Genomic DNA, 25,780 nt, shown 5'->3' on the forward strand with positions numbered 1-25,780 from the left:
CTTATCTCCGCAGGAATTCGGGGGAAGCGAGCAGCAGTGCCAGCGCGGTGGCCGGACTCTCGGCCCGGGCGATCGCGGTGCGCGTCTTGTCGCCAAGGCTGCCCGGCAGGATGCGCGGGGCCAGCGCCCGTGCGTCGACGGCAGCGGCCTGCGAGGCCAGGCGCTGCGCCAGCTCGACCCGGCGCAGCAGCGCGTCGGGTGCGGCCCAGGCGGCGGCCGTGTCGCCCCAGCCTGCCGGCGAGCCGGGCCGCCAGACGGGCTGGCCCAGCTGGTTCAGCAGGTTCGCGACCCTGTTCGGCGGCAGCTCGCGCCGTCCCAGCGCGCGCATGCCGGACACCGTCCACTCCCAGGGCGACTTGAACTTGGCGCCGCCCGCGGCCCAGGTCTCCGGCGCCGTTACCAGCACCTGGTACACGACCGAGAGCTTGCCACCGCTCGCCAGGTAACTGTCGGCCAGGCGTCGCACCAGGGCTGGCGGCGGTTCGTCGGCGACGAAGTGGCGCGCCAGTTTGGTGGCGATGTGGGTGGCGGTGGCGGGAGCGGCGGCCAGGTCGCGCAGGATCGCGCGGGCCTGCTCCTCGCCGCCGTCGGCATAGCTGCGGCCGAGCACCGTGCGTACGCCCGGCTCGTGCAGCCCCGCCACGAAGCGGAAGGTGGCCGGCGCCTCATCTTCCTCCCCGTCGCCCGGCAGCGTCCAGCCTGTGAGTGCGCGCGCCAGCTCGGTCACGTCGTCCTGGGTATAGCCGCTGCGCACGCCCAGCGTATGGAGTTCGAGGATTTCGCGCGCCAGGTTCTCGTTCAGTCCCTGGCCGTTGCCCTGGCCCCGGGCCCGGCGCCGGTTGGCGCGCTGTCCGGCAGGGCTGTTCGGGCCGGTGGAGCGGGCCTGGTCCAGGTAGAGCAGCATCGCCGGGTGGCGCACGGCCCCCAGCAGCAGGTCCTCGAAGCGGCCCAGCACGTGGGGACGGATGGCATCGGCCTCGAAGCTGCCGGCCAGCCCGATCACCAGCAGCTTGTCGACGGAAATCGCAAAATGGTTGGCCCAGAAGTGGACCAGGCGCTCGACGAAGGGCGTCTCGGTCTGCAGGGCGCTGGCGGCGCGCGCGCCGACCGCCGCCTGGTAAGTTTCACGGCCATCGCGCAGGTAGGCTTCGCGGATGGCGCTCTTCTGGCCCTCGGGCGCCGCGCGCACGGCGCGCTGCTGCTGCGCCCATTGCTGCGCCAGCACGGTGGTGCGCGGCAGTGGTTTCCAGGGAGCGGGCAAGGCTTCGTAGGCGTCGAGCTGGGCCAGCAGCCAGCGGCGCGGGTCGGCCGGCACGGGGTCGTCCGCCCGGACGCCGAGGCCGAAGCGGTTCAGAGCGATCGATTCAGGTGTCATGGGTCCCTTCGGCGCTGCGCATATGGTTGAAAAACGGGTCGTCACCCCTATTCCGCTGAGCAGTACGAAAAGTTCCCGAAAGTTTTACACGGGCGCGCGCAGGCGCCGGATCAGTGCGTCCGGGTCGGCATCGACCTGCATCAAGTTGAGGTGCTCGGGCCGCACGAAGCCTTCCTCGCACTGGTGGCGCACGAAGCCCACCAAGCCGTCCCAGAAGCCGTTCGCATTGAGCAGGCCGACCGGCTTGGCGTGGATGCCCAGCTGGGCCCAGGTCAGCATCTCGAACAGTTCTTCCAGCGTGCCCATCCCGCCCGGCATGGCGATGAAGCCTTCCGACAGCTCGGCCATCATGGCCTTCCGTTCGTGCATGTCCTTCACCACGAACAGCCGGGTCAGGCCGGCGTGGCCGACTTCGCGCTCGACCAGGGCCTTCGGGATCACGCCGGTGGCCTCGCCGCCCAGGCGCAGCACTTCGTCGGCGATCACGCCCATCAGGCCGACCTTGCCGCCGCCGTAGACCAGTCCGATGTTGTGTTCCACCAGGGCGGCAGCCAGGCCGCGCGCGGCCTCGGTGTAGAGCGGGTTGACGCCGTGCGAGGCGCCGCAGTAGACGGCAAGGCTTTTCATTGTGTCGGTTCTGGTATTACAGAAAATCGGCGCCGGGCCTGGCCTCGGCGGACAGCTTCTTGAGGTATTCCTCGGACAGCTTCTCGAACAGCAGGCGGGTGTCGCCGCGCAGGTAGGGGCCGACCATCGACAGCACCTGGTAGCAGCCGCGCGCAAGCGCGTCGGCGATGGCCTGCTGCTCGCTGTACTTGCGCGGGTTGCGCACGTATTCATAGGACAGCCAGTAGGTCGCGACGACCACCATATTGGTCGCCATCGCGCCGATCTGCTGGTCGCCCGCTTCGAGCGAGCCTTCGCTGCGCAGGTCCTCGCACAGCTGGCGCGCCACCTTGATCTTGTGGGCCAGGATCGCCTTGAAGTGCAGCTCGAGCTTGCGGTTGCGCGACAGCAGGTCGTTCAGGTCGCGGTAGAAGAAACGGTAGCGCCAGATCAGCTCGAACATCAGGTGCAGGTAGAGCCAGACGTCTTCCATGTTCGAACGGCGCCCGGCCGGCACGGTCAGGATGCGTTCGATCTCCGCCTCGAACTGGACGAAGATCGAGTTGACGATGTCGTCCTTGTTACGGAAGTGATAGTACAGGTTGCCGGGCGAGATATTCATCTCCTCGGCAATGACCGTCGTCGTGATGTTCGGCTCGCCGAACTCGTTGAACAGCCTGAGCGAGAGCTCGAGGATGCGTTCGCGGGTCCGGCGCGGAGCTTTTTGTTGCATGAAGGGCGAAGTTTGTGATTCCAGACGGGAGAATAACACCAAATGCTGTCAATGAGACAGCATTCCGCCCCCGTTCAGGCCCCGTCGTCTTCCTCGGGCTCGGCCGCCTTCGGCGCAGACCGCGTGCGCTTTTTGGCCGCCGCGGGTGCGGGCAGGCGCGTGCCCAGCTCCGCCAGCATCTTTTCGAGCTCGTCGACGCGGCGCCGCAGCGCCTCGACCTCGCTGGACGCGGGCACGCCAATGGTCGCCAGGGCGCGCGCCACGCGCTCCTCGAACACCTGTTCCAGCTTGCCCCAGGAGCCGCTGCTGCGCCGCGTTGCGCGCTCGGCGGCGCGCGCCACCGTGCCGGTGGCTTCCTCGACTTCGCGCGCACGCCGGGCCAGCACGCTGCCGTCACGCACCAGGCGCGTGAACGAGCGGCCACCCTCGCCTTCTTCCTGGGCCTTGGCGAAGGCGCCAAGGCCTGCCTGCCAGATCTGCTGGGCAGACGCGCGCACGGCGCGCGCCAGCGCCTCGTCGTCGTCCGCTGCTGGGAGTTTCTTGCTCATGACTGTTCCTCAGTGTCTCCGTGCGCCCATTCTAGGCGTGCACGGTAGAACCAGCATTCTAAAACGCCCGGCTGCGCTGCAGGGCCAGCGCCTCGCGCATGCGCTCGCGCAGGCTGACCGCCGATACCGGCTTGGCGTAATGCGCCTCGGCCACGCCGGAGCGCAGGGCCGACTCGATCTCGGCCAGGTCCTGCTGGCCGGTCAGCATCAGGCGCACGGTGCGCGGATGGCGCGCGGCGACCTGGGCCAGCACCTCGGTGCCGCTCATGCCGGGCATGGCCTGGTCGCACAGGATGACCTCGACCGCTTCGCGCTCGAGCAGTGCCAATGCTTCCGGCCCGGAAGCGGCGCTCAGCACGCGCACCGGCTCGTCGCCGAGCATGTCGGCCAGCACGGCCAGCATGAAGGGATCGTCGTCGACCAGCAGGATGGTCGGCTGGGCGGACTGCGCGGCGGGGATCGGGGCGAGCGGTGCTGATGTCGGCACCGGGCCTGGGCTGGACGGGGATGCCGCGGCGGCAGAGGGCAAAAAGGCCTCAAGCTCGGCCACGAAGCTCTCCGGCTCGATCGGCTTGCTGATGTAGCCGTCGAAGCCGGCCTCCAGCACCTTCTCGCGGTCGCCGGCCATCGCCAGCGCGGTCACGGCCAGCACCGGGACCCCGGCCAGGCCCGGCTCGGCCTTGAGCGTGGCCAGGACCGCGAAGCCGTTCATGCCGGGCAGGTTGACGTCGCAGGCGATCAGGTCGGGCGGCGCGGCGCGGGCGGCGGCGACGCCACGCAGGCCGTCGGGTGCGCTGACGGCGGTGTGTCCGTAGGCGGTGAGCAGAAACGCCATCAGCTCAACGTTCGCGGGATTGTCTTCGATAATGAGGATGCGGGCCAAGTCGGCGCTCCAGTTGCGGCGTTGTCCCTACTCTAACACGGCACCCGTCAATACAGGCATCCCGGAGCGGCGGCGATCTCGCGCATGACCGTGTCGAGCACGCGCGGGTTGCGGCCCAGGGCCACGTGGCCGACGCCCCCGACAGCCAGGTTGCGCGCGCCCGGCAGCTCGCTCGAGGTCTGGGGCGCAATGATGTTGTCGTGGTGCGACCAGATCGACGTGACCAGGGCGCGCGCCGCCGCATCCTCGGTGCCGGCCAGGGCGCGCAGCCAGGCGCATTCGGGCGGCTCGTCCCTGGTAGCCCTGCGCATCTGCGCCGCGTTCAGTCCCAGCCCGAAGGCGGCCAGGCAGGTGCCGTGGTGCGGCGTGCCGAGCGTGATCACGCGCGCCACCTTGCCGGTCCCGCAGGCGCGCATCCAGGCGCGCGCCACCAGTCCGCCCATGCTGTGCGCGACGATGACCACCTTGTCGGCGCCGGTCGCCGTGCGCAGCGCCTCCACCGCGCGCTCGACCAGCGGCGCATAGCCGTCGATGTCGCCCATCAGGGGCTCGAGGTCGACCGAGGCATGGCTGATGTGCGCGGCGTCCAGGCGCGGCAGCAGGTGCGACCAGTAGCCGCTGTTGCAGCCGTAGCCGTGCAGCAGCAGGACCGGCGGTGCACCCGAGCCGGGATAAATGCGGGTACGGGGTGCGGCGCGCGGCATGGTCCACGAAGACTGCAGCATGCTGGCGGCGAACTCCTCGCCGAACATGCGCAGGCGCGCGCCAGGACCGAGCCGGTATTCGTCCGGCGTCGGGCTGGCGTAGCGCGCGCTCATGAAAAAATTGTTGGCGTTGATGAGAAGGCGCACCAGCAACACGCTGCCCAGCCCCAGGGCTAGCCCCTGCCAGCGGCTGGCGCCGAAGATCTCGACCGCGGCCAGGCCGATGCCCAGCGCGGCCAGGGCCTGCACGAGCAGCAGCAGCTGAAGCAGGCGGCGCGCGCTCATCGCCCCGTCCTCAGGCCGCCAGCCGGGCCGCCGGCCGGCCCGTGAGCGAAGTCGCCAGCCCGCTCGCCAGCTTCGCAGCAAGGGCGTAGATGGTGAGCTGGGGATTGGCGCCGAGCGAGGTCGGGAACAGCGAGCCGTCGTGCACCGACAGGTTGGACAGCCCGCGGTAGCGGCCGTCCGGGCTGGTGACGCCGAGGACTTCGTCGCCCGACATGGCGCAGCCGCCCATCACGTGGGCCGAGGCCACGCGCGTCAGCTGCAAGCCCTGCGGCAGGGCCGCGATCGCGCTCTTCGCCTCGCGCCAGGAGCCGTAGCGGCGCGCCATCTCGTGCGCCGGCTGCACGCTGGCGGCGCCGGCCGCGAACTGGATCTCGGCCATGCTGAGCAGCGCGCGGCGCGCCCCGTCCCACAGGTAATCGCTGAGCGGATAATCGAGTTCCGGGCTGCCGTCGCCGCGCAGGCCGACCCTGCCGCCCGGCGCGTCCTCGTGGAAGCCGTCGCGCAGCAGCGCCAGCATGCCCTGCAGATGCGGGAAGTCGCGCATCATGTGGGCGTGGGTCTCGCCGAAACCGTTCATGGTGGTGGCCAGCAGCAGCGGATGCAGGGGCGGCGCTTCCAGCTTGTAGCCGATCGGACCGTCGAGGGGGCCGGCCAGGAAGTGGTCGGAATACACGGTCTGCGGCGCACCGGCCCAGGCCTCCACCCGCTGCGGGAAGAAGGCGGCCGAGATGACGGTCGGGTGCAGGAAGGTACGGCGGCCCAGCTGGCCGCTCGGATCGGGGGCCTTCGAGCGCAGCAGCAGCGCGGGCGAATTGATCGCGCCGCCGGCCACGACGTAGTGGCGCGCACGCAGGCGCAGCAGGCGCCCGGTCGGCGCGATGCCGGCCGCATCGAGCGCATGGCACAGGAGCTCGTCGGCGCGTTCGCCCCTGAACACGAATTCCTGTGCGCGGGCCCGCGTGACCAGGGTCGCGTCCTCTTCCAGCGCGGCCGGAATGCTCGTCACCAGCATCGATTGCTTGGCATTGGTCGGGCAGCCCATGCCGCAGTAGCCGAGGTTCCAGCAGCCCTTGACGTTGCGCTGGATGAGGCCTGTCGGGATGCCGAGTTGTTGCGCGCCGCGGCGCAGGATGTCGTTGTTCTCGTTGGGGGCGCCCGGCCAATCCTTGACGTGCAGGCGCGCTTCCATCATCGCGAACCAGGGCGCCATCGCTTCTGGCGTCGCATCAGGCAGCGCATAGTGGCGGCGCCACCAGTCCAGCGTGGCGGGCGGGGTGCGGAAGCTCGAGGTCCAGTTGACCGTGGTGGAGCCGCCGACGGTGCGCCCCTGCAGGATGTTGATGCCCTTGTCCGCCGTCTTGCGTGCGGCGGACTCCTGGTAGAGCGCGGGATAGGCCTCGGCTTCGCGCATCCTGAAGTCGCGCGAGGATTTCAGTGCGCCCTCCTCGACCACGATGACCGAGAGGCCCGAGCGCGCCAGGATCTCGGCCGTGACGCCGCCGCCGGCGCCGCTGCCGACGATGACGACGTCGGCTTCCAGCCTGCGGTCTTGCGTGAGCGCGGCGGCATCGATGATGTTCCAGCCTTTGGCGATGCCGGCCTGGATCGGGTCCGCGATGATGGGCGTGCTCACGACAGCGCCTTCATCGGTCCGGGATAGCCGGTGGCGGCCCAGCTGGCGGGCTGCGCGTACCAGGCGCCGAGCACCAGGTCATGCAGCGCGTGGTAGGCGCTGCGCAGCAGGCCGAGGCGGTGCAGGCGCCAGTCCTGCAGGAAGGTATGCACGTCTTCGGAGCGCGCATGCTGCCAGCCGCCGGAGATGCCGGTCAGCAGGCGCCGCGCCGGCGCCAGTGCGAGCAGGCCGAACAGGTCCTGCACTTCCTTCTGGGTGGCGGGCGGCAGGCCGAGGATGGCCGCGTGCACGCCGTCGATGGTGCCGGCCAGCGCAGCTTCGCGACCGGCGCCTTGCGGCAGCGCGCCGGCCAGGATCGCTGGGGCGATGGCGTGCAGGGCGGCGCGCGCCTCGCCGTCGAGGGCGAAGCGCTGTGGTGTTTCAGTGTGCGTGGTCCGGTAGAGCGCGCCGCCGGCTGCCAGCGCCAGCGCGGCCAGGCCGCCGGCTTTCAGGAAGGTTCGTCGTGATGTCCCCATTGCTGCCTCTTGTGTTTCCCCTAGTGTACTGGAGGAGGCAATCTAGCTGCGGGCCTACTTTTTCGGCGCGTGCTGGAGGATCTCGCGCGCGATCCCGCGCAGGATGTTGACCTCTTCGGTCTCGAGCCCTGTGCGCGAGAACAGGCGCTTCAGGCGCGGCATCAGCTTCTTCGGGTTGTTCGCGTTGAGGAAGCCGATCGCCACCAGCGCTTCTTCCAGGTGGGCATACATGCCGTCGATCTGGGCGATGCTGGCGGCATCGCCGTGGAAGCCGACGCCGCGTTCCTCGACGGTGTCGCCGCTCGCGGCCAGCCGGCATTCGTAGGCCAGTACCTGGGCGGCCTGCGACAGGTTCAGCGAAGAATAGTCCGGATTCGAGGGGATGTTGATCAGGACGTTGCAGCCCTCGACGATCTGGTTTGGCAGGCCGACCCGTTCGTTGCCGAGGACCAGGGCGGGCCACAGCTCGCCCTGGGCGGGCGCCAGATCGCCCTGCCCTGCCGCATGGGCCGCGAAGGCGCGCGGCGTCCACACCGGTGGCGAGAACTCGCGCAGGCGTGCCGACACCGCGGCGGCGAAATTGCAGCCGTCCAGGGCTTCGCCGATGGTGCCGACGATGCGCGCCCCGGCCAGGACGTCGCCGGCGCCGCTGGCGAAGGCCACCGCTTCCGGGTCGTTCAGCGGGTCGTCGCAGCGCGGCGCCACCAGCACCAGTTCGCTGAACCCCATCGTCTTCATGGCGCGCGCCACCGAGCCGACATTGCCTGCGCGGCTGGTCTCGACCAGTACGAAACGGAGCCTTTTGAAGAGAGATGTGTTGATTTCGGTCGGGTTCATTTAAAATAGCGCCATCGCGCGGTGCGGGCGCTTAATATCCTGGAGTAGGTAGTCCGGGATTTTAACGGGTTCGGCACCGCTTTGCTCTTTGTCATTCTCAATTCAGCAGACCGTTCACGGCGCATCGCAGCGTGGTGGGCGTTCGCGTTTTTTCCACGGAAAGCTCATGCACCCAATGCTCAACACGGCCATCAAGGCCGCCCGCCGCGCCGCCACCGTCATCAACCGCGCGTCCTTCGACCTCGATCGCATCACCATTTCTGAAAAAAATCACAACGATTTCGTCACCGACATCGACCAGGCGGCCGAACAGGCGATCGTGGAAACGCTGCTGAAGGCCTACCCGGACCACGCCATCCTGGCGGAGGAAAGCGGCGCGTCGAAGAACCTGAATGACGAGAGCGAATACGTGTGGATCATCGACCCGATCGACGGCACCACCAACTTCCTGCACGGCTACCCCAACTACTGCATCTCGATCGCCCTGCAACAGCGCGGCGTGACCACCCAGGCCCTGGTCTACGACCCGGTGCGCAACGACCTGTTCACCGCCACCAAGGGCGCGGGTTCCTACCTCAACGACAAGCGCATCCGCGTGCGCAACCACGACCGCATCGGCAAGGCCCTGTTGTCCTCGGGCCACGGTCCGGACCCGCGCGCGCTGGCCGAATACCTGCGCATGTACGAAGTCGTCGCCTCGCGCTGCCACGGCGTGCGCAGCGCCGGTTCGGCCGCGCTGGAACTGGCCAACGTGGCCGCCGGCCGCATCGACGGCTATTTCGAGAAGGGCCTGAAGGTCTGGGACATCGCGGCGGGCGCCCTGCTGGTGACCGAAGCGGGCGGCATCGTCGGCGAATTCAACGGCGAATCGGACTACCTGCACAAGGGCGACATCATCGCCGCCGGCCCGAAGGTTTTCGGCCAAATGGTGCCCCTCATGTCGGCTTTTGCGTAATCGCGTAGAATACGCCCCGTGCTTCCGGAGTGTCACAAGACACTCCGCTTCACCGGCTGGAAAGTCCCGGTCATAAACTTTCCATAGAGAAACCTTTCCTCTATAATCCCGGCTGCCCCGTTCGTGCTCTGTGCGCGGCAGCGTCCGGGCGGCAGGCTCACAAAGCCTTGCCCGCCTCCGCATGACTAACCCGATTTCCTGGACTGGCGCCATGTGGCGACGGGCCGCCCTTTATTGAGAGTTTATGTCTTTTTCCACACTTGGTTTGTCCGACGCGATCGTTCGCGCGGTGACTGAACAGGGTTATACCTCGCCGACGCCGATCCAGGCCCAGGCCATTCCCGCCGTCCTGAACGGCGGCGACCTGCTGGCCGGCGCCCAGACCGGCACCGGCAAGACCGCCGGCTTCACCCTGCCGATCCTGCAGCGCCTGTCGACCGATGCGGTCGGCAGCGCCCTGAAAAGCAAGACCACCCCGCGCGCCATCCGCGCCCTGGTGCTGACCCCGACCCGCGAACTCGCGGCCCAGGTCGAGGAAAGCGTGCGCCTGTACGGCAAGTACACCAACCTGAATTCGGCCGTGATCTTCGGCGGCGTCGGCATCAACCCGCAGATCAAGCTGCTCAAGCACGGCGTCGACGTGCTGGTCGCGACTCCGGGCCGCCTGCTGGACCACGCGGGCCAGCGCACCGTCGACCTCTCGAAGGTCGAAATCCTGATCCTGGACGAAGCCGACCGCATGCTCGACATGGGCTTCATCCACGACATCAAGAAAGTGCTGGCCCTGCTGCCGCCGAAGCGCCAGAACCTGCTGTTCTCGGCCACCTTCTCGGACGACATCAAGGCCCTGGCCGACAAGCTGCTGAACAATCCGCATTCGATCGAAGTGGCACGCCGCAACTCGACCGTGGAAGTGATCTCGCAAAAGATCCACCCGGTCGACCGCGACAAGAAGCACCCGATGCTGTCGCACCTGATCAAGGAAAACGACTGGCACCAGGTGCTGGTCTTCACCCGCACCAAGCACGGCGCCAACAAGCTGGTGGAGCAGCTGGGCCGTGACGGCATCGGCGCGATGGCGATCCACGGCAACAAGAGCCAGACTGCGCGTACCAAGGCGCTGGCCGAGTTCAAGGATGGCAGCCTGCAGGTGCTGGTGGCCACCGACATCGCGGCGCGCGGCATCGACATCGACCAGCTGCCGCACGTGGTGAACTACGACCTGCCGAACATTCCGGAAGACTACGTGCACCGGATCGGTCGTACCGGCCGTGCCGGCGCGACCGGTGAAGCCGTGTCGCTGGTGTGCGTGGACGAGCACCAGATGCTGAAGGACATCGAGAAGCTGATCAAGCAGACCCTGCCGCGTCACGTGATCCCGGGCTTCGAACCGGACCCGACCGCCAAGGCACAACCGATCCAGCTGCGCAGCGGCGCCCCGGGCCATGCCAACCGTGGCGGCGGCCGTCCAGGCGGCAACCGCAGCGGCCAGGGCCAGCCGCGTAGCGCCGGCGCCAATGGCGGCGGTGGCAACGGTGGCCGTCCGGCAGCCAACGGCAGCCGCCCTGCCGGCGCCGCCAGCGGCAACCGCAACGGCAGCAGCGCCAGCCGCGGCCCACGCACGGGTTCCGCCCCACGCCGCGACCGCTAACAGCGCTGGGCAGCCAAGCCTGCCCTCCCCCATGAGGGTCAGCGTCGAATCGATTCGACGCTGACCCTCATTGCATTTCAAGCGAGCTCATCTCTAATATTTGATTACTCAAGTACTTGCCAAAGGTCGACTTTCAGCATATATTTGAGTAATCAACCACCAATCAAAGGCTGAGCTTGCCATGACCGACATGAACGACACCACGCTCGACACCGACGCGCCCCTCGACAGCCCGACCAGCGAGTTCTGCCTGCGCATGTCGCGCGCATGGGCGGCATTGTCGCGGCGGCTGGACAGCTCCCTGGGGGCCTTGCACGGGATTAGTTTTGCTGACTATCAGTTGCTGCTGAACTTGCAGCGGGCGCCGGGCGGGCGGCTGCGGCGGGTCGACCTGGCGGAAAAGCTGGGGCTGACCGCGTCCGGCGTCACCCGTTCCCTGCTGCCGCTGGAGAAGATCGGCCTGGTCGGCCGCCAGAGCGATCCGCGCGACGCCCGGGTCGGCTACGCCATCATCACGCCCACCGGCAGCGAGCTGGTCACGAATGCCAGCGTGGTGGTGCACAACGTCAGCCGCATGCTGCTGGGCGCGCCCTCGCGCGCGGAAATCGAGTCGACCTCGAGCCTGCTGGCCCAGCTCGGCGGCAGCCAGTAAGCATGCCGAAATTCGCCGCCAACCTGAGCCTGATGTTCAACGAGCTCCCTTTCCTCGACCGCTTCGCCGCCGCGCGCGCGGCCGGCTTCGATGCGGTCGAGTTCCTGTTCCCCTATGCCTTCGAGCCGGAACAGATCACGGCCCGCCTGCAGCGCTACGGACTGGAGCTGGTGCTGCACAACCTGCCGGCCGGCGACTGGGCCGCGGGCGAGCGCGGCCTGGCCTGCGACCCGCGCCGCACGGCCGAGTTCGAGGACGGCGTCGCCCTGGCCATCGACTATGCGCGCGAGCTCGGCGTACGCCGCCTCCACTGCCTGGCCGGCAAGCTGCCGCCGAAGGTCTCGCGGGAACGCGCCCACGCGGCCTATGTCGCCAACCTGCGCCATGCCGCCGCGCAGTGCCAGCCGCACGGGATCGCGCTGCTGGTCGAACCGATCAACGACCGCGACATCCCCGGCTATTTCCTCACCGGCACGCGCCAGGCGGCCACGCTCATCGAGGAAGTGGGCGCGCCCAATCTCTACCTGCAATACGACATCTATCACATGCAGCGCATGGAGGGCGAGCTGGCGGAGACCATCCGCACCCACCTGCCGCTGATCCGCCACGTCCAGCTGGCCGACGTGCCGGGCCGGCACCAGCCGGGCACCGGCGAAATCAATTTCCCCTACCTGTTCCGCCTGCTGGACGAGCTCGGCTATGAAGGCTGGGTCGGCTGCGAATATCTGCCCGAAGGCGAAACCCGGGCCTCGCTCGGCTGGCTCGAACAGGAGCGCCGAAGGTCCGCCGGGACGCTGGACAGGGCCTGATCATTCAGGCAACATCGGTGTTTTATTCCGCCAGGAGCCGGCATGATCCAGGGATTGCGTACCGTCATTTACCCCGTCACCAAGCTTGCTGAAGGCCGCGCCTGGTACGAGCAGGTGCTCGGCCACGCGCCCTACTTCGACGAAGCCTTCTATGTCGGCTTCGCGGTCGGCGGCTTCGAACTGGGCCTGATCCCGGACGGCCAGCCCGGCAGCGCCGGCGCCACCGCCTACTGGGGCACACAGGACATCGACGCCGAGGTGGCGCGCCTGATCGCGCTGGGTGCGGAAGTGGACGCGCCGGTGGCCGACGTCGGCGGCGGCATCCGCGTCGCCACCGTGCGCGACCCCTATGGCAACCTGTTCGGCGTGATCGAGAATCCCCATTTCGACCGCGCCAAAGTCGAGTAAAGAGCACTCTCTCTTCAAGCAATTGACCATCAGCAAGGCTCCTGCACACGGAGTTTGAAACAATGGGCACTTTCGGGCCGCCTCCTGCGGCCAGAAGGGACCCACATGCTGCGACATCTCTCGATCCGCCTGTTCCTCGTAGGTGCCCTGCTGCTGGCCGGCTGCGGCACGACCGGCGGCGGTCCGGTCAGTCTGCAGGAAGTGCGCGAATTCGCCGATGCATCGGCGCGCCTGGGCGGCTACGCCGAACTGGCGCGTCGCTACCGCGACACCTATGAGCGCGAACAGCCTTATCTGTCTCCCGCCACCGACAAGATGGCGCGCGAGAACGACGCCAAGCGCAAGGCGGTGTTCGAGGACTTCGTCGCGATCCAGAAGACCCTGGTGCTCTACATGCAGACCCTGAGCCTGCTTGCCGGCGATGCGCGCTACGACCTGTCCGAGCGCATCGACGACCTCGGCAATGGCCTGAAGGCGAATACCGAGTCCGGCCTGCAGCAGCGCCACATCACGGCCTACACCGGCCTGACCCGCCTGCTGACGCGGGTGATCGCCTCGGGCTACCAGAACCGCAGCGTGGAGACCATGGTGCGCGACGGCGATGCCGACGTGCAGACCCTGCTCGACGCCATGATCTCGCTCACCCGCCTCTACTACAAGACCAACGAGAATGAGAAGAAAACGATCCTCGGCATCTTCGATGTCGAGATTCCTTTCTCGACGCGCAATTCCGACCGCATGCTGGTCACGCTCGCCAAGGTGCATTACCTGAACAAGGCCACCGAGTACAAGCTCGTCGACCGCCGCTACGAGCTGGCCTTGCAGGGCCTGACCAAGGTGGCGCTGGGGCACCAGAAAATGCGCGAGAACCTCGGCAAGCTGTCGAACGATGAAGTCCGGCGCCTGCTGGCCAACTACGGACGCGACCTGCGCACCATCCGCGACGGGCTGTCCGGCGACTGACAGGAGAGCACATGGCTACCACCCCCACCCGTTCCAGCCCCGAGGACGCCGGCAGCGCCCTGTCCAGCACCGAGAAGATCGTCGAACTGGCCGACCACCTGTCGGCCTGCGCCGACCAGATCCACGAGCGCGTGATGACCGAGATCCGCAGCTACGGCGGCAAGCCGGTGCCCGAACCTGTCCAGGCCAGCGCGCGTGCCTTGTTCGAGGACGAGGTGCTGCTGCGCCAGCGCGCCAACGGCCTGTACGCCGATGCCGCCACCTTCATCGTCAAGGGCCTCGGCAAGCAGCAGGCCCAGCTCGTCAAGCTCACCGCCGACGCCGCCGAAAAGATCCGCAAGATCGGCGTGATCGGCGAAGTCACCGGCCTGGTCGGAGGCCTGCTGGGCCTGGCCGGCGCCGCCGCAACCGGGCAGCCCCTGGCCATCCTCGCCGCCATCCAGAAGGTCGAGAAGCACGGCAAGGCGCTGAATGCGCTCCAGCCGAAGCCGCCGGCCAAGGCCGGCTGAACGCCACGCCTGCGCCGCTCAGCACATGTGCTGCCCGCCATTGATCGCCAGGTTGGCGCCGGTGACGAAAGCCGCGTCTTCCGACACCAGCCAGGACACCATGGCCGCCACTTCGCCCGGCTGCCCCAGGCGCCCGACCGGGATCTGCGGCAGGATGCGTTCGTGCAGCACCTGGGGCGGCAGCTCGTGCACCATGCGGGTCTCGAGGTGGCCCGGCGAGACGGTATTGACGGTGACGCCGTGGCACGCTGTTTCCAGCGCCAGCGCCTTGCTCAGCCCGTGCAGGCCGGCCTTGGCGGCGGCATAGTTGGCCTGGTCGGGTGCGCCCTGCTGTGCGCTGACCGAACCGATGTTCACGATGCGGCCCCAGCGCTGCGCGATCATCGGTTCGATCGCATGGCGCGCCATGTTGAAGGCGCCGTCGAGGTTGACGCCCATGACCGCATGCCAGTCGTCCAGGCCCATCTTGCGCATGCTGCGGTCGCGCGCCAGTCCGGCATTGTTGACCAGCACGTCGATGCGGCCCGTATGCGCGAGCAGGCGCTGCAGGGCACGCGCCGCGCCGTCGAAATCGGCAACGTCGGCCTCGACCGCGATGAAGTCCATGCCGTCGCGGCGATGGCTGGCCAGCCATTCGCGGTGGTGATGGTTGGAGGGTGAAAAGGTGGCGGCGACGGTGAAACCGTCGAGATGCAGGCGGCGGCACAAGGCCGTGCCGAGTCCGCCCATGCCCCCGGTGACGAGGGCGACGCGTTTGCTCATGAAGACTCCCCTGGACGTGGTTGTCCGCATCCGCCAGGCCACGCCTGCCGCGATGCGAACTAACGAGTGTAGGGAAGCGCTCCGTGCAGCTTGTTGACCGGGATCAAGCCTGCACCAGGCTCAGGCGATGAGCTGGGGGCGGCTGCCGGGGTCGAAGTCGGCCCAGTCGCCGTCGACGATATTGCCGTCGGCACGCTCGATGTGGTGGGCGCCGAGCTGGCGCAGCACGTCGACCGCACGGTCGGTCATGCCGGCGTCGTCGAAGGCCACCGCCACCAGCATGCCGGCTTCACGCGGCGGCACGCGGTTCTCGCTGCTGCCTTCTTCGGACTCGCCGCGTTCCTTCATTTTCGAAAAGCTGAACAAGGAGCCGACGTGGCCGCCGACCAGGCCGCCGACGATCGGTCCCAGCGGTCCGGTAACGGGAGAGGTGGCGGCACCGATGGCGGCGCCGACCGCGCCGCCGGTGGCGACGCCCTCCATCACGCCTTTCGGCGTTTCCTTGGCGCCAGGTGACTGGAGATGGTCGCCGCCGATCGGGGTCTGGTCGTGCTGGCCCGGCTGGCTCAGGTAAAAACCGCTGATCCGGCCGGCGTCGAAGCCCGCATCGGCCAGCGCGCGGCGCGCCCGGTCGACCTCATCCTGAAGCTGGAAACGCCCTGCAATAATGGTGGACATATCGATTTCTCCTGGATCGTGGTGACTCGACTATGCCCGGCGCGCGCGCCTTGCTCTGTACGCACGCGCACGCAGCCCGGCAGCGGACCGCAGCTCAGCGCCATTGCCCGTATACCAGCTCGGTGCCGAAGGCCTCGTCGAACACCGGCCGCGGCTGCGCCACCCAGTGGCGCGGATCCACACGGAAGTATTTCAGGAATTCCTCGTACAGGTCGGGGTGGCGGGCCGCCAGCTCCCACGGCTGCTCGAAGAAGCTTTCGGTGGCGACCGCGAAGAACTCGGCCGGATTGCTGGCGCCATAGTGGTCGAGCACGCCCTGCTGTCCCCACATCGCATCGCGCCGCAGTGCGGCATAGTTGCGCGACAGGACGTCGGACCAGCTGCGGTAGCGCTCGGTGCTGCCCAGGTAGGGCGCGCCGTTGGTGCTGCCCGATTCGCTGTCGAGCTGGTGGGCGAACTCGTGCAGCACCACATTGTGATGCGCGGACTCATCCATCCCGGCGCGCCGCACGTGGTCCCAGGACAGGATCACGCGGCCGTCGCCCCAGGACTCCCCCAGCAGGTCCTGGCGCTGCTCGGTGACGACGCCGGCGGCATCGACCTCGCGGCGCGGCACCAGGAAGGCGCCGGGATAGACCAGCACCGCGTGCAGCGACGGATAGAGCGTGGCCGGGCTGGCATCGCAGGCGCGCCCGAGCACCAGCATGCAGGCCTGGCCGGCGATGGTGACGCGCATCTCGTCGGTGACGTCGAGCCCGGCGCAGCCGACGAAGGCCTTTTCGTGCAGGAACTGCTGGACCAGGCGCTGCAGGCGCTTCTGGTGCGCGAGGTCCATGCCCGCATACTGGGCGACGTTGCGCGCGAGGATGGCGCGCAGCGGCGGCGCCAGCGGACGGGCCAGCGCGCGGCGCAGGCGCAGCTTCGGCCACAGCCAGGCCGCCAGCAATCCGGCCGCCACCAGGCCGGCGATGAGTGCTTCCATCTCAAGTTTCCCGTGACGATGCGAGCCAGTCCTGCACCTCGTCGGCGCCGCCGACCAGCCGGCCGCCGACGAATACCTGCGGCCAGGTGAGGCGGCCGGTCAGGCCGCGCAGCACGCTGGTCGTGATCTTCTGGTCTTCCGAGATATCGGTGAAGACGATGCCATTCTCCTCCAGCTGCGCCTTGGCGCGCGCACAATGCGGACAGCCCGGCCGCGAGAACATGACGACCGGCTCGGGAATCTTCGCATCGGGGTTGATATGGCTCAGCATCGTATCGGCGTCCGACACCTCGAACGGGTCCCCTTCGCGCTCCGGTTCGATGAAGATTTTGTCGATTACGCCGTCCTTGACCAGCATCGAGTAGCGCCAGGAGCGCTTGCCGAAGCCGAGATCGCGCTTGTCGACCAGCATGCCCATGCCTTCGGTGAAGTCGCCGTTCCCGTCCGGGATGACGGTGATGTTGGCGGCATCCTGCCCGGCCTTCCACTGGTTCATCACGAAGGCGTCGTTGACCGAGATGCAGACGATGTCGTCGACGCCGTTCTGGCGCAGCACGGGCGCCAGCTCGTTGTAGCGCGGCAGGTGGGTCGAGGAGCAGGTCGGCGTGAAGGCGCCGGGCAGCGAGAACACGACCACGGTCTTGCCCTTGAACAGCTCGTCCGTGCTGATGTCCTGCCACTGGTCGCCGGGGCGGGCCTTGAAAGTCACCCGCGGTACCGCCCTGCCCTGCAGGGATTCCGCGGTCGGTAATGGTGCGCTGCTTGGCATCGGTCTTCCTTTTCTCGAAGCGGCAGCCTCGGCCGCGTTGGGAGGGAGGTAAGGACTATTGACCGGATTTCAACGCAGGCGCCGCAAATAATTGTTCGCCTGAAAAAACAAAGCCGCGCTCATGGCGCGGCTGAATGACGACAGCGATCGTCTGGACCGGCACAGCCGCGGGTCTCTACCGCGGCGCGCCGGGACGCGCTTTTATGCGCGTTCCTTGGCAGTCTGGCCCGGCGGCGGGCCGAACAGTGCTGCGACCAGCGGGTCGCGGGTGACCGGGCTGCGGTTCACGCGGATCGCATAGTGGGTGTCGTCCGCCAGGATATGGAAGTGGCGGCCGCTGCCGGCCATGTTCTGCTCGCGCAGGCCCGGGCGCTCCTTGCGTGGGGCGGCGCCTTCGCGCTTCGGCTGGCAGATCGCGGCGAGGAAGGCCTTGACGCGGTCCTGGTCCGGGCAGATCTGGTACACGGCCTTGCCCAGGTAGGTGGCGGTGCCTTCGATGTAGCGGGCCAGTTCGATGACGCCGGCTTCGCGCAGGTCACGGATGTACTTGCGTGCGCCCGACGGCGAGAACTTCAGGAACCAGGCGATTTCGTCGGCCAGCATTTCGTGGGTCGACAGTTCGTTGATCAGCTTCTGCATGTTTTCGATCCGGCGCTGGGTGGCCGAGGTCGAACGGACACGTTCGATCGGCGCCAGCGAAATCGGGGCGCGCTCGGTCGGTTGCGGGGGAACGCGTTCGATCAGCGCAGAGTTGCTGGAAGTGTGCACCGCGCCGATGTCGCCTTGCACCGCGTTGTGATGGGTCGTTGCATGCATATTGGTGAGCTCCGTTATAGAGTGAGACTGTGTGGTCCGGGTCGCTGTGTGTCGTCTGACACCCTGACAACATCTCGGTTCCGCTTAACTGGCCTCAAGATTGCCTGCGTCAGCCCACCCGGTCTGTGCGCCATCCAACATTCGAGATCATTCCTGCAAGCATTTTTGATAAAGCCGCTTGCCTCTCATCCCGGGCAATGTCCATTTCCCACCAAAAAAAATGCGCACCAAAACAGTGCACACTGCTGAGCTCTGTGACATTTCCGCCACTGTTGTAAAATCGCACATGACAGACCCGCAAGGTGCGCTACCGCACCGAGATTGCGGAACTTGCACTGTTATTCTTTATCCAACATCTGTGTTAAGGCATGCGATGTCAACAACCCTTCACCTTATGGGAGTCACCTGTGAATAATACGAAGAAGATCGCCCTGGCCGCCGCACTGCTGTGCATGGCTGGCACGACCATGGCCCAAGAAATCAACCCGTCGTGGTACATCCAGCCGAGCGCCATCCTTGCCAAGCCGGACGCACGCATGGGCGTGGCGGACCGTGACTGGGGCGGTGGCCTGAAGTTCGGCAAGGCCGTGGCGCCGATGTGGGACATCCAGTTCGGCGGCAGCCAGGTCCGCTTCGAAGACGGTCCTGCACGCTACCGCCAGACCCTGCTGGGCGCCGACGCCCTGCTGATGTTCTCGCGCAGCAACTTCCGTCCCTTCGTACTCCTCGGCCTGGGCCTCGAACGCGACAAGGTGCAGAACCCGCTGCGCAATGTCGGCAAGAACTCCCCTTACCTGACCGCCGGCATCGGTTACCAGGCGACCCTGACCCCGCAGTGGTCGATGCAGCTCGACCTGCGCGCCGTGCGCGGCTTCCTGCGCGACCACGAACAGTTCGGCACCCGCCGCATCAACAACAAGTACCTGTCGTTCGGCCTGAACTACGCGTTCAACCCGCCGCCAGTGGCCGCCGCACCGGCCCCGGCACCGGCCCCGGTCGTGGAAGCCCCGGCTCCGGCTCCGGCACCGGTCGCTCCGCCGCCGCCACCGGCACGCTTCGAGAAAGTCACCCTGGAAGCCACCAAGCTGTTCGAGTTCGACAAGGCCGACCTCATCATGCCGTCGCCGAAGCTGGACGAGATCGCAGCTGCGCTGTCGGCCGACCCGAGCATCACCGACGTCGACATCACCGGCTACACCGACCGCCTGGGCTCGGAAAAGTACAACCTGAAGCTGTCGGAGCGCCGCGCCAACTCCGTGCGTGACTACCTGGTCAGCAAGGGTGTGGACGGCAACCGCCTGAAGGCCTACGGCAAGGGCGAAGCCAACCCGCTGGTCCAGTGCACCGAGAAGAACCGCAAGGCCCTGATCGACTGCCTGGAGCCGAACCGCCGCGTCGAAGTCGAACAGATCACCGTCGAGAAGCGCGTTCAGTAAGCACGGGCATCCCACACGCACCGTGTGAACCGAGGGGGCTGCGGCCCCCTTTTTCAATTGGAGGATGAGTCATGGCTGTCAAAGATTGGCTACCGTATTCACGTCAGCTGGTGCACGTGATGCGCTGCGCGGTGATGGAGTGGCTGGACCATCGCGCATCCAGCAAGGGCGCCGCGCTCGCCTTCTACACCCTGTTCTCGCTGGCGCCGGTGCTGGTGCTGGTGATCGCCGTCGCCGGCTTCTTCTATGGCGCCGAAGCGGCCCAGGGGCAATTGCTGACGCAGTTGCGCGGCCTCGTCGGGCCACAGGGGGCCGAGACCATCCAGGCCATCCTGGCCGGGGCCCGCAACAAGGAGAGCGGCTTCTTCGCGACCATCGTGGCGACGGTGCTGCTGCTGATCGGCGCGACCACCGTCTTTTCGGAGCTGAAGGACAGCCTGGACGAGATCTGGGACGTGCCGCCGCCGAAGAACGCCGGCTTCTGGAACCTGGTGCGCACCCGCCTGCTTTCCTTCGGCTTGATCCTGGTACTCGGCTTCCTGCTGATGGTGTCGCTGGTCGTCAGTGCCGCCCTGGCGGTGGTCGAGGAGTACATCGGCGGCATGTGGAAGGAAGCGGCCGTCATCATGGGATGGGTCGCCTGGGCGGTCAGTTTCCTGGTCATTGCCACCCTGTTCGGTGTGATCTACAAGCTGCTGCCGCGCATCAAGCTGTCCTGGCATGACGTCATCATCGGCGCGCTCGGCACGGCAGCCATGTTCACGCTCGGGAAATTCGGCATCGGGCTCTACATCGGCAACAGCGGCGCCGCCGACAGCTTCGGCGCGGCCGGCTCCCTGATCGCCCTGCTGCTGTGGGTGTACTACTCGGCGCAGATCTTCTTCCTCGGGGCCGAGTTCGCCCGCCAGTATGCCCTCAAGATGGGCAGCCTGAAGCACAAGCCGAAGGAGGAAACCGGGGACAAGAAGAAGGATGAGCCGCCCCAGCCGACCGCCACCTGGAAGAACGGCCGCGCCGGTTGAATCGCGAGGTGGCCTGCGCTCGAGCAGGCCACCCTACTCCCCCAGCAGCTCCGCCAGCACTTCCATCCCCTCGACCCGCTCGGCCACCACCTTCAGCACCACCACCACCGGCACGCCGAGCAGCAGTCCCCACATCCCCCACAGCCAGCCCCAGAACAGCAGGCTCACGAACACGGCCGCCGGGTTCATCTTGGCGATCTTGCCGGTCATCCAGGTCGTCACGACCATGCCGACCAGGGTCGCGATCCCGAGCGAGGAACCGGCCACCAGGATGACCATGCGCAGCGATTCGAACTGGAAGAAGGCCACCGCCCCGGTCGCGATCGTGATCAGGAGCGGACCAAAATACGGGATGACGTGGGCGACGCCGGCAAAGGCGGCCCAGGCGCCGGCATTCTCGAGGCCGATGTAGCGCAGCGCCGCCCAGGTCAGCAAGGCCAGCAGGACATTGGTCACCAGCAGCATGAACATGTAGTTCTGGATCGCGTTGTTCATGTCGTCCAGGATGTGCACGGTCACTTTTTTCCGCGTCAGCGAAGGACCGGTCAGCTTGACCAGCTTGCGCTTGAACGTGTCGCCGGCGAGCAGCAGGAAGAACACCAGGAACACCACCATGGTCGCCTGCGACAGGAAGGTCGCCAGGCTCACCGAGCCGGCCAGCACCCAGTCCATCACCCGGATGCTGCTGCCGGCGGCCGGCGCCGGCGGTACGTTCTGGGTGCGCTTCTGGATGCTGCGGCGCTGCTCGCCCCCGGTGGCGTTGGAGGCGGCGCGCTCGATCTCGGCGGCCGCCGCCTGCACCTGCTGGATGGTCGAGCGCTGGCCGCTGCTGTTGGTCAGGATGCGCGTGACCTTGGTGGTGAGGGTCGGCAGTTCGTCGATGATGTTGAAGAATTCGTCTTGCAGGCGGTACAGGGTGCCGCCCATCGCGCCCAGGATGAGCACGGTCACCAGGGTGGCGCCGATGACGCGGCGGACGTGCCAGCGTTCCAGCCAGCGCACGACCGGGTTCAGGGTGTAGGCGATGAAGATGCCGAGCAGGAGCGGCACGAAGAATTTCTGCGCCCATTGCAGTGCAAAGATAGAGGCAATGGTGGCGAGGATGCCGAGCGAGAGTCCGCGGGCATTGACGTGGATCGGCAAGCGCAGGCCGCCCGCGTGTATTGCGAGCTCGTCGCCTGCGTGCTCGGTGTCGGCGCCGGGTCCATGCTGGACCGGCGCCACCGGGGCGGCATTGTCAGGCGCGTCTATAGCCTGGGCAGCTTGAGCAGCAGGTTCGGCTGGTTCGGATGGTGCAAGCTGCATGGATCGTGCCTTGACAAGGGAGCCGGGCCGCCCCGGCAGGTGATCACTTCACGCGGATGTCGTTCTTCACCGAGCTTACACCTTGTACACCGCGCGCGATTTCCACGGCGCGCTGGGCGTCACGCGGTTCGGCCACGAAGCCGGACAGCTGGACGTCGCCCTTGAAGGTTTCGACGTTCACTTCGGTTGCCTTGACGGTCGGGTCGGCAGCGAAGGCGGCTTTCACCTTGGTGGTGATCACAGCGTCGTCGACGTACTCGCCGGCGGTTTTCGCGGTCGGGTTCGACGACGCGCAGCCAACGGCGGTGAGGGCGACGGCGGCAGCGAAAGTGGCGGTGACGAGGCGTTGTGCGATTTTCATGATAGCTCCTTGATTAAAAACTGCGAAAGACTGCTGATGGTCAAACAACTAAAGAAGCCCGATGCGGGCAAGTGGGCGGTACCGGTACGCCGGACCGCAATTCATTTCCGGAACGCGGTCTTGGCGGCGTTGACGCACTGCTCCTTGACGGCGCCGGCATAGGCGTCGCATTTCTCGATGGCGACACGGTATTGGGCAGCCAGCTTGTCTTCGTGCGCATCCTGGCGTGCTTCGATACTCTTGCGGTCGGCCTTGGCATCGGCCTGGGCCGCGATCAGGGTCGCCTTGGCCTGCTCCAGGCAGACGTCGCGGTCATTGCCGGTGATGGCGGCGCAACGCACCTTGTCGCGGTCGAAGTTAGCCGACGCGATGCGCATGCGGGCCTGGGTATAGGCCGACAAGGTGTTCTTGTAGGCGGCTTCCGCTTCTTCCTCGACACGCACGCGCGCCACACGGGCTTCGGCCATGCACAGATCGTGCGGATTCCCGGCGATCTGGTCGCACCTGGCCTTGGCCGCCTTGTAGTTCACTTCGGCCGTACCCTTGGCTTGTTCGTACACGGTTTTCGGATCCGGTGCCACTTGGGCACGCGCCGAATTGGCCCAGGCGAGCGCGGCGCCAACGAGCAGGAAAGCATGGGATGTTTTCATTTTTTATTCTCCATTTGTCAACACGCTAATGACGTTTTACACGGGGCTGGACGAGGTATCTGTTCGGTGCCGAACACATCAACCACACAACAACAGCGCTGCAACAACTCATCGGTATTCAGACGAAGCGCGAGGCTCGATACGCTGGGCAAGGACCGTTAGTCAACGCACAGACCCCTTACGCGGCAGTGACTAAGCTGGAGCCATACTTTTGTCAGGAGAACAACATGAACGCAACCCGTACCCTTGCTGTTGCTGTGCTGGCTTCGAGCGCCCTCCTCACCGGCTGCGCGAGCACCTCGTCGGATCCTTACGCGCAAAACAACGGCTACAACAGTGGCTATAACAACGTGTCGATGGGCTATGGCACGATCGAGTCGATCCAGGTGGCACAGGGCGCCAACCGCACCAGCGGCGCCGGCGCCATCCTGGGCGGCGTGGTCGGCGCACTGGCCGGCAACCAGGTCGGCAGCGGCAGCGGCCGTACCGCGGCCACCGTCGCCGGCGGCGTCGCGGGCGCGGCGGTCGGCAACAGCGTCGAACGCAACCGCCAGGCCGGCGGCGCCGAGGTGTACCAGATCAATGTGCGCATGGATAACGGCGAATACCGCACCGTGAACCAGGACAGCGTCTACGACCTGCGCGTGGGTAACCGCGTGCGCATCGTCGACGGCCGCGTCTACCGCTATTGATCGTTGGTCGCGACCGGGGAACGGCGGCCAGCCGCCCGGTCGCGGCAATCCTGGTTTCTCCTTGGAGGACAGCATGCGATATCTGCCCACCGTGCTGCGCGGGGCATGTGCCTGCCTGCTCGGCACCACCCTGTTTGCCCACGCCCAGACCAGCAGCGACGCCCTCGTCGACCCCGTTGCCGCCAAACAGCAGGCGCGCGAGATCGCCCAGGGCGACCCGGCACGCTGGTACCGGGAAGATGCGAGCCGCCAGGCCCAGCTGCGTACCCTGCACAAGGAAATCGGTGCGGCCTTGCAGGAAGCGAAGAATGCCTGCAAGAAGGTGGCGGCTTCCGAGCGCAGCGCCTGCCTGCAGGAGGCGCGCGCGACTTACCAGCGCGATATGCAGCAAACCCGGGAGCAAGCCCCGGCCCAGCATTGACCGAGCCTGTCAGCCCTTTTCCTTGTTGAGCTGCTGCAGCAGCTTGAAGGCTTCGCGCTCGATCATCGGTTCCACATCCGCCAGCTCCTTGCTGGCCTTGACGTAGGCGGCCCGCTTGCGCTCCTTCTTTTCTTCCGGCGGCACCACCGGCTTCATCCCGGGCATCATGATCTGCGAGCCGCTGTTGTACTTCTTGTGGATGACCTGCTTGCCGTAAGGGGTCTGGTAGAAGCGCGTCATCTCGGACGCGGTATCGGCGGAAATCACCAATGCCAATGGCGCCGCCAGGCGCTGGTAGACCACGGTGGGCGGCGTTCTGTCGAGCTTGGCGAACACCGCTTTGCGCTGCGCTTCGCTCTGGTAGCGGCTGCGGGCGGCCACGCCGCGCAAGACCTTTTCGACCTGCATGGCGCCCAGCAAGTCCTGCACGGCCTTCACGTGGGCAGGACCGGACACGGCAGCCTGTGCCGTGGGCGCCGTGCTCGCGGCGTGTGCCGGGTTGACGAAGACCAGCGAAAGACCCACTGCGGCCCCGAGGACAAACTTCATGACTTTCCTTTCAAAAAAAACGGCGTGCAATCAATGATTGCGACGCCGCTCAAGCCCCACCATATTCTGTCGTGTTGCTGCTATCCGGCTGCTTCAGGCCTGTCCTGACTGCGCACGCCGCTTATGCACATACCAACCCAGGACGCCGAGCAGGATTGCGGCCGTGCCAGCCTGCTTGCCGAGTCGGCGTTGGCGGATAAAATCGAATGCCGCCATACCGTAAGGCATCAGCGCCGACACATTGGTGCCGGTGGGCCGCAACAAGGCATCGGCTCGCACGCGCAACGCATGGGTCGCGTGGTCGATTGCACCATGCAGTATCACGTCGGGCCGCGCCGCATGCCGGATCTGGGCGCGCGCCTGCGCCACACTGGTGCGGAAATACTCGCCTTCGCGCAGCAACTCCTGCTTGCGCCTGACTGGATCGATGCTGTGCTTGTGGCCGGCCAATCCGGTCGTTCCGTCTTCATTGTGCATGTTTCCCCTCCTTCGTGTCGCCGCTTAGCGCAGCATGTCGCGGTCGTTCTTCAGTTCCTTCATGGTTGCCGGGAAGGAGAGCTTGTCCTGCTTGAGCAGCGCCAGGCCCTTCGCCACCAGGATGCCGGTGATGACCAGGAACACGACGAACAGGATCAGCAGGATCTTCCAGCCCATGTCGTCCCATGCCAGCGCGACGATGGTCGCGGTGCCGTAGGCGATGGCGAACCAGATCGCCAGCACGGCTGCACCGAACAGGGCCACGAGCTCGATCACGTGGTTGCGCACCTCGGACAGCTCGAGCGCGGCCAGCTCGACACGCGACACGGCCAGGCCGAACAGGCTCTTCATCAGGCTGGAGATCCCGGCCATGAGGCCGGGGTTATGCACGACAGTGTCGTCATTCTGCATGGCAATCCCCCGGCTGCGCTTATTGCTTACGGCTGAGGAGAGCACCGAGCAGTACGCCCACGACGGCGGCGACTGCCAGGATGCGGTACGGATTGTCCTTCACATAGACATCGGCCTCGTGTGCCAGCTCGCGGCCACGTTCCATGGCCTCGCCCTGGTACTGGCCGGCGCGGCCGAGCGCGCGGTCGAGCAGCTCCATGCCGCGGCTGCGCAGCTCCTCGGCCTTGTCGCCCGTGAGTGCGGCGGCAGCGCTCAGCATCGACTGGGCGTCGCGCACCAGCGCCTTGACATCCGACGATGCCTCCGCTGCATTGCTGTCGAACTGGTGGGCGTGGGCCTGGGATTTGTAGGTGCTGCGGGTGGTGTCGTACATGGTCTACTCC

General features: G+C 66.9%; 32 protein-coding genes. 11 read left to right on the top strand and 21 right to left on the bottom strand.

The features are described from left to right. Position 1 precedes the first annotated feature (1 nt). From ACSQ25_RS16415 to ACSQ25_RS16455, 9 genes are all read right to left on the bottom strand, one after another. On the bottom strand, positions 2–1,375 hold the full coding sequence (locus ACSQ25_RS16415; RefSeq protein ID WP_436106741.1) for a DUF1800 domain-containing protein: 1,374 nt from the start codon (positions 1,373–1,375) through the stop codon (positions 2–4). Positions 1,376–1,459: 84 nt separating this feature from the next. Further along, positions 1,460–2,002, bottom strand: a complete 543-nt coding sequence (locus ACSQ25_RS16420) for a TIGR00730 family Rossman fold protein (RefSeq protein WP_436106742.1) — start codon at positions 2,000–2,002, stop codon at positions 1,460–1,462. 16 nt (positions 2,003–2,018) lie between these two features. Next, positions 2,019–2,714, bottom strand: a complete 696-nt coding sequence (locus tag ACSQ25_RS16425) for a TetR/AcrR family transcriptional regulator (protein WP_436106743.1) — start codon at positions 2,712–2,714, stop codon at positions 2,019–2,021. A 74-nt stretch (positions 2,715–2,788) separates the two neighbouring features. Then, complete coding sequence (locus ACSQ25_RS16430; RefSeq protein ID WP_436106744.1) at positions 2,789–3,262, bottom strand: phasin family protein; 474 nt, start codon at positions 3,260–3,262, stop codon at positions 2,789–2,791. 58 nt (positions 3,263–3,320) lie between these two features. Then, positions 3,321–4,145 carry a response regulator gene (locus tag ACSQ25_RS16435; RefSeq protein WP_436106745.1) on the bottom strand — a complete coding sequence of 275 codons (825 nt, stop codon included), beginning with the start codon at positions 4,143–4,145 and terminating at the stop codon, positions 3,321–3,323. Positions 4,146–4,192: 47 nt separating this feature from the next. Continuing rightward, on the bottom strand, positions 4,193–5,134 hold the full coding sequence (locus ACSQ25_RS16440) for an esterase/lipase family protein (RefSeq protein ID WP_436106746.1): 942 nt from the start codon (positions 5,132–5,134) through the stop codon (positions 4,193–4,195). A 10-nt stretch (positions 5,135–5,144) separates the two neighbouring features. After that, a complete protein-coding gene (locus ACSQ25_RS16445; RefSeq protein WP_436106747.1) occupies positions 5,145–6,767 on the bottom strand; it encodes a GMC family oxidoreductase N-terminal domain-containing protein in 1,623 nt (540 codons plus the stop codon). Next, complete coding sequence (locus tag ACSQ25_RS16450; protein ID WP_436106748.1) at positions 6,764–7,282, bottom strand: twin-arginine translocation signal domain-containing protein; 519 nt, start codon at positions 7,280–7,282, stop codon at positions 6,764–6,766. Before ACSQ25_RS16450 ends, ACSQ25_RS16445 begins: the two co-directional genes overlap by 4 nt. A gap of 54 nt (positions 7,283–7,336) precedes the next feature. Continuing rightward, positions 7,337–8,119: an RNA methyltransferase gene (locus ACSQ25_RS16455; RefSeq protein ID WP_436106749.1), complete on the bottom strand. Its 783-nt coding sequence runs from the start codon at positions 8,117–8,119 to the stop codon at positions 7,337–7,339. Positions 8,120–8,294: 175 nt separating this feature from the next. Between ACSQ25_RS16455 and ACSQ25_RS16460 the strand changes: the two genes are divergently transcribed. The 7 genes from ACSQ25_RS16460 to ACSQ25_RS16490 all read left to right on the top strand — a co-directional run bounded on the left by ACSQ25_RS16460 (position 8,295) and on the right by ACSQ25_RS16490 (position 14,066). Further along, positions 8,295–9,074: an inositol monophosphatase family protein gene (locus tag ACSQ25_RS16460; protein ID WP_436108091.1), complete on the top strand. Its 780-nt coding sequence runs from the start codon at positions 8,295–8,297 to the stop codon at positions 9,072–9,074. A gap of 244 nt (positions 9,075–9,318) precedes the next feature. Further along, positions 9,319–10,725, top strand: a complete 1,407-nt coding sequence (locus ACSQ25_RS16465; RefSeq protein ID WP_436106750.1) for a DEAD/DEAH box helicase — start codon at positions 9,319–9,321, stop codon at positions 10,723–10,725. Between the two features lie 181 nt (positions 10,726–10,906). Then, the gene (locus tag ACSQ25_RS16470; protein ID WP_436106751.1) at positions 10,907–11,377 is read left to right on the top strand and encodes a MarR family winged helix-turn-helix transcriptional regulator; all 471 of its coding nucleotides are present in this window, start codon (positions 10,907–10,909) and stop codon (positions 11,375–11,377) included. Between the two features lie 2 nt (positions 11,378–11,379). Further along, positions 11,380–12,186 carry a hydroxypyruvate isomerase gene (gene hyi, locus ACSQ25_RS16475; protein WP_436106752.1) on the top strand — a complete coding sequence of 269 codons (807 nt, stop codon included), beginning with the start codon at positions 11,380–11,382 and terminating at the stop codon, positions 12,184–12,186. A gap of 42 nt (positions 12,187–12,228) precedes the next feature. Continuing rightward, a complete protein-coding gene (locus tag ACSQ25_RS16480; protein ID WP_436106753.1) occupies positions 12,229–12,594 on the top strand; it encodes a VOC family protein in 366 nt (121 codons plus the stop codon). Positions 12,595–12,699: 105 nt separating this feature from the next. After that, positions 12,700–13,557 carry a hypothetical protein gene (locus ACSQ25_RS16485; protein ID WP_436106754.1) on the top strand — a complete coding sequence of 286 codons (858 nt, stop codon included), beginning with the start codon at positions 12,700–12,702 and terminating at the stop codon, positions 13,555–13,557. 11 nt (positions 13,558–13,568) lie between these two features. After that, positions 13,569–14,066, top strand: a complete 498-nt coding sequence (locus tag ACSQ25_RS16490) for a hypothetical protein (protein ID WP_436106755.1) — start codon at positions 13,569–13,571, stop codon at positions 14,064–14,066. 18 nt (positions 14,067–14,084) lie between these two features. On the opposite strand, the gene phbB is transcribed toward ACSQ25_RS16490, so the two are convergent. The 5 genes from phbB to ACSQ25_RS16515 form a co-directional block, all read right to left on the bottom strand. Next, positions 14,085–14,828 (bottom strand): acetoacetyl-CoA reductase, encoded by a 744-nt coding sequence (phbB, locus tag ACSQ25_RS16495; protein WP_436106756.1) that lies wholly within the window; start codon positions 14,826–14,828, stop codon positions 14,085–14,087. A 120-nt stretch (positions 14,829–14,948) separates the two neighbouring features. Beyond that, a complete protein-coding gene (locus ACSQ25_RS16500) occupies positions 14,949–15,506 on the bottom strand; it encodes a hypothetical protein (RefSeq protein WP_436106757.1) in 558 nt (185 codons plus the stop codon). Positions 15,507–15,600: 94 nt separating this feature from the next. Further along, positions 15,601–16,488, bottom strand: a complete 888-nt coding sequence (locus ACSQ25_RS16505) for a zinc-dependent peptidase (RefSeq protein ID WP_436106758.1) — start codon at positions 16,486–16,488, stop codon at positions 15,601–15,603. Between the two features lies 1 nt (position 16,489). Next, the gene (locus tag ACSQ25_RS16510; RefSeq protein ID WP_436106759.1) at positions 16,490–17,257 is read right to left on the bottom strand and encodes a glutathione peroxidase; all 768 of its coding nucleotides are present in this window, start codon (positions 17,255–17,257) and stop codon (positions 16,490–16,492) included. 201 nt (positions 17,258–17,458) lie between these two features. Continuing rightward, positions 17,459–18,073, bottom strand: coding sequence for a winged helix-turn-helix domain-containing protein (locus ACSQ25_RS16515; protein ID WP_436106760.1), 615 nt, complete (start codon positions 18,071–18,073; stop codon positions 17,459–17,461). 407 nt (positions 18,074–18,480) lie between these two features. Between ACSQ25_RS16515 and ACSQ25_RS16520 the strand changes: the two genes are divergently transcribed. Continuing rightward, positions 18,481–19,509: an OmpA family protein gene (locus ACSQ25_RS16520; RefSeq protein WP_436106761.1), complete on the top strand. Its 1,029-nt coding sequence runs from the start codon at positions 18,481–18,483 to the stop codon at positions 19,507–19,509. 71 nt (positions 19,510–19,580) lie between these two features. Then, the gene (locus ACSQ25_RS16525) at positions 19,581–20,531 is read left to right on the top strand and encodes a YihY/virulence factor BrkB family protein (protein ID WP_436106762.1); all 951 of its coding nucleotides are present in this window, start codon (positions 19,581–19,583) and stop codon (positions 20,529–20,531) included. A 33-nt stretch (positions 20,532–20,564) separates the two neighbouring features. Here ACSQ25_RS16525 and ACSQ25_RS16530 read toward each other — a convergent pair whose 3' ends face one another. The 3 genes from ACSQ25_RS16530 to ACSQ25_RS16540 all read right to left on the bottom strand — a co-directional run bounded on the left by ACSQ25_RS16530 (position 20,565) and on the right by ACSQ25_RS16540 (position 22,847). Beyond that, the gene (locus tag ACSQ25_RS16530) at positions 20,565–21,836 is read right to left on the bottom strand and encodes an AI-2E family transporter (protein WP_436106763.1); all 1,272 of its coding nucleotides are present in this window, start codon (positions 21,834–21,836) and stop codon (positions 20,565–20,567) included. Positions 21,837–21,879: 43 nt separating this feature from the next. Beyond that, on the bottom strand, positions 21,880–22,197 hold the full coding sequence (locus ACSQ25_RS16535) for a BON domain-containing protein (RefSeq protein WP_436106764.1): 318 nt from the start codon (positions 22,195–22,197) through the stop codon (positions 21,880–21,882). A gap of 101 nt (positions 22,198–22,298) precedes the next feature. Continuing rightward, positions 22,299–22,847, bottom strand: coding sequence for a hypothetical protein (locus ACSQ25_RS16540; RefSeq protein WP_436106765.1), 549 nt, complete (start codon positions 22,845–22,847; stop codon positions 22,299–22,301). 227 nt (positions 22,848–23,074) lie between these two features. Between ACSQ25_RS16540 and ACSQ25_RS16545 the strand changes: the two genes are divergently transcribed. Together ACSQ25_RS16545 and ACSQ25_RS16550 are read left to right on the top strand one after the other, a co-directional pair. Further along, a complete protein-coding gene (locus tag ACSQ25_RS16545; protein ID WP_436106766.1) occupies positions 23,075–23,539 on the top strand; it encodes a glycine zipper 2TM domain-containing protein in 465 nt (154 codons plus the stop codon). Positions 23,540–23,612: 73 nt separating this feature from the next. Next, entirely contained in the window at positions 23,613–23,960 is a 348-nt protein-coding gene (locus tag ACSQ25_RS16550; protein WP_436106767.1) for a hypothetical protein, read from the top strand. A 9-nt stretch (positions 23,961–23,969) separates the two neighbouring features. Here ACSQ25_RS16550 and ACSQ25_RS16555 read toward each other — a convergent pair whose 3' ends face one another. From ACSQ25_RS16555 to ACSQ25_RS16570, 4 genes are all read right to left on the bottom strand, one after another. After that, positions 23,970–24,509: a hypothetical protein gene (locus ACSQ25_RS16555; RefSeq protein WP_436106768.1), complete on the bottom strand. Its 540-nt coding sequence runs from the start codon at positions 24,507–24,509 to the stop codon at positions 23,970–23,972. 93 nt (positions 24,510–24,602) lie between these two features. After that, on the bottom strand, positions 24,603–24,986 hold the full coding sequence (locus tag ACSQ25_RS16560; protein WP_436106769.1) for a hypothetical protein: 384 nt from the start codon (positions 24,984–24,986) through the stop codon (positions 24,603–24,605). 24 nt (positions 24,987–25,010) lie between these two features. Continuing rightward, on the bottom strand, positions 25,011–25,397 hold the full coding sequence (locus ACSQ25_RS16565) for a phage holin family protein (RefSeq protein WP_436106770.1): 387 nt from the start codon (positions 25,395–25,397) through the stop codon (positions 25,011–25,013). Positions 25,398–25,416: 19 nt separating this feature from the next. Next, a complete protein-coding gene (locus ACSQ25_RS16570) occupies positions 25,417–25,770 on the bottom strand; it encodes a DUF883 family protein (RefSeq protein WP_436106771.1) in 354 nt (117 codons plus the stop codon). Positions 25,771–25,780: the final 10 nt, after the last annotated feature.

The sequence above is a fragment of the Massilia sp. LjRoot122 genome, assembly GCF_964252725.1.
GTDB lineage: Bacteria > Pseudomonadota > Gammaproteobacteria > Burkholderiales > Burkholderiaceae_D > Telluria.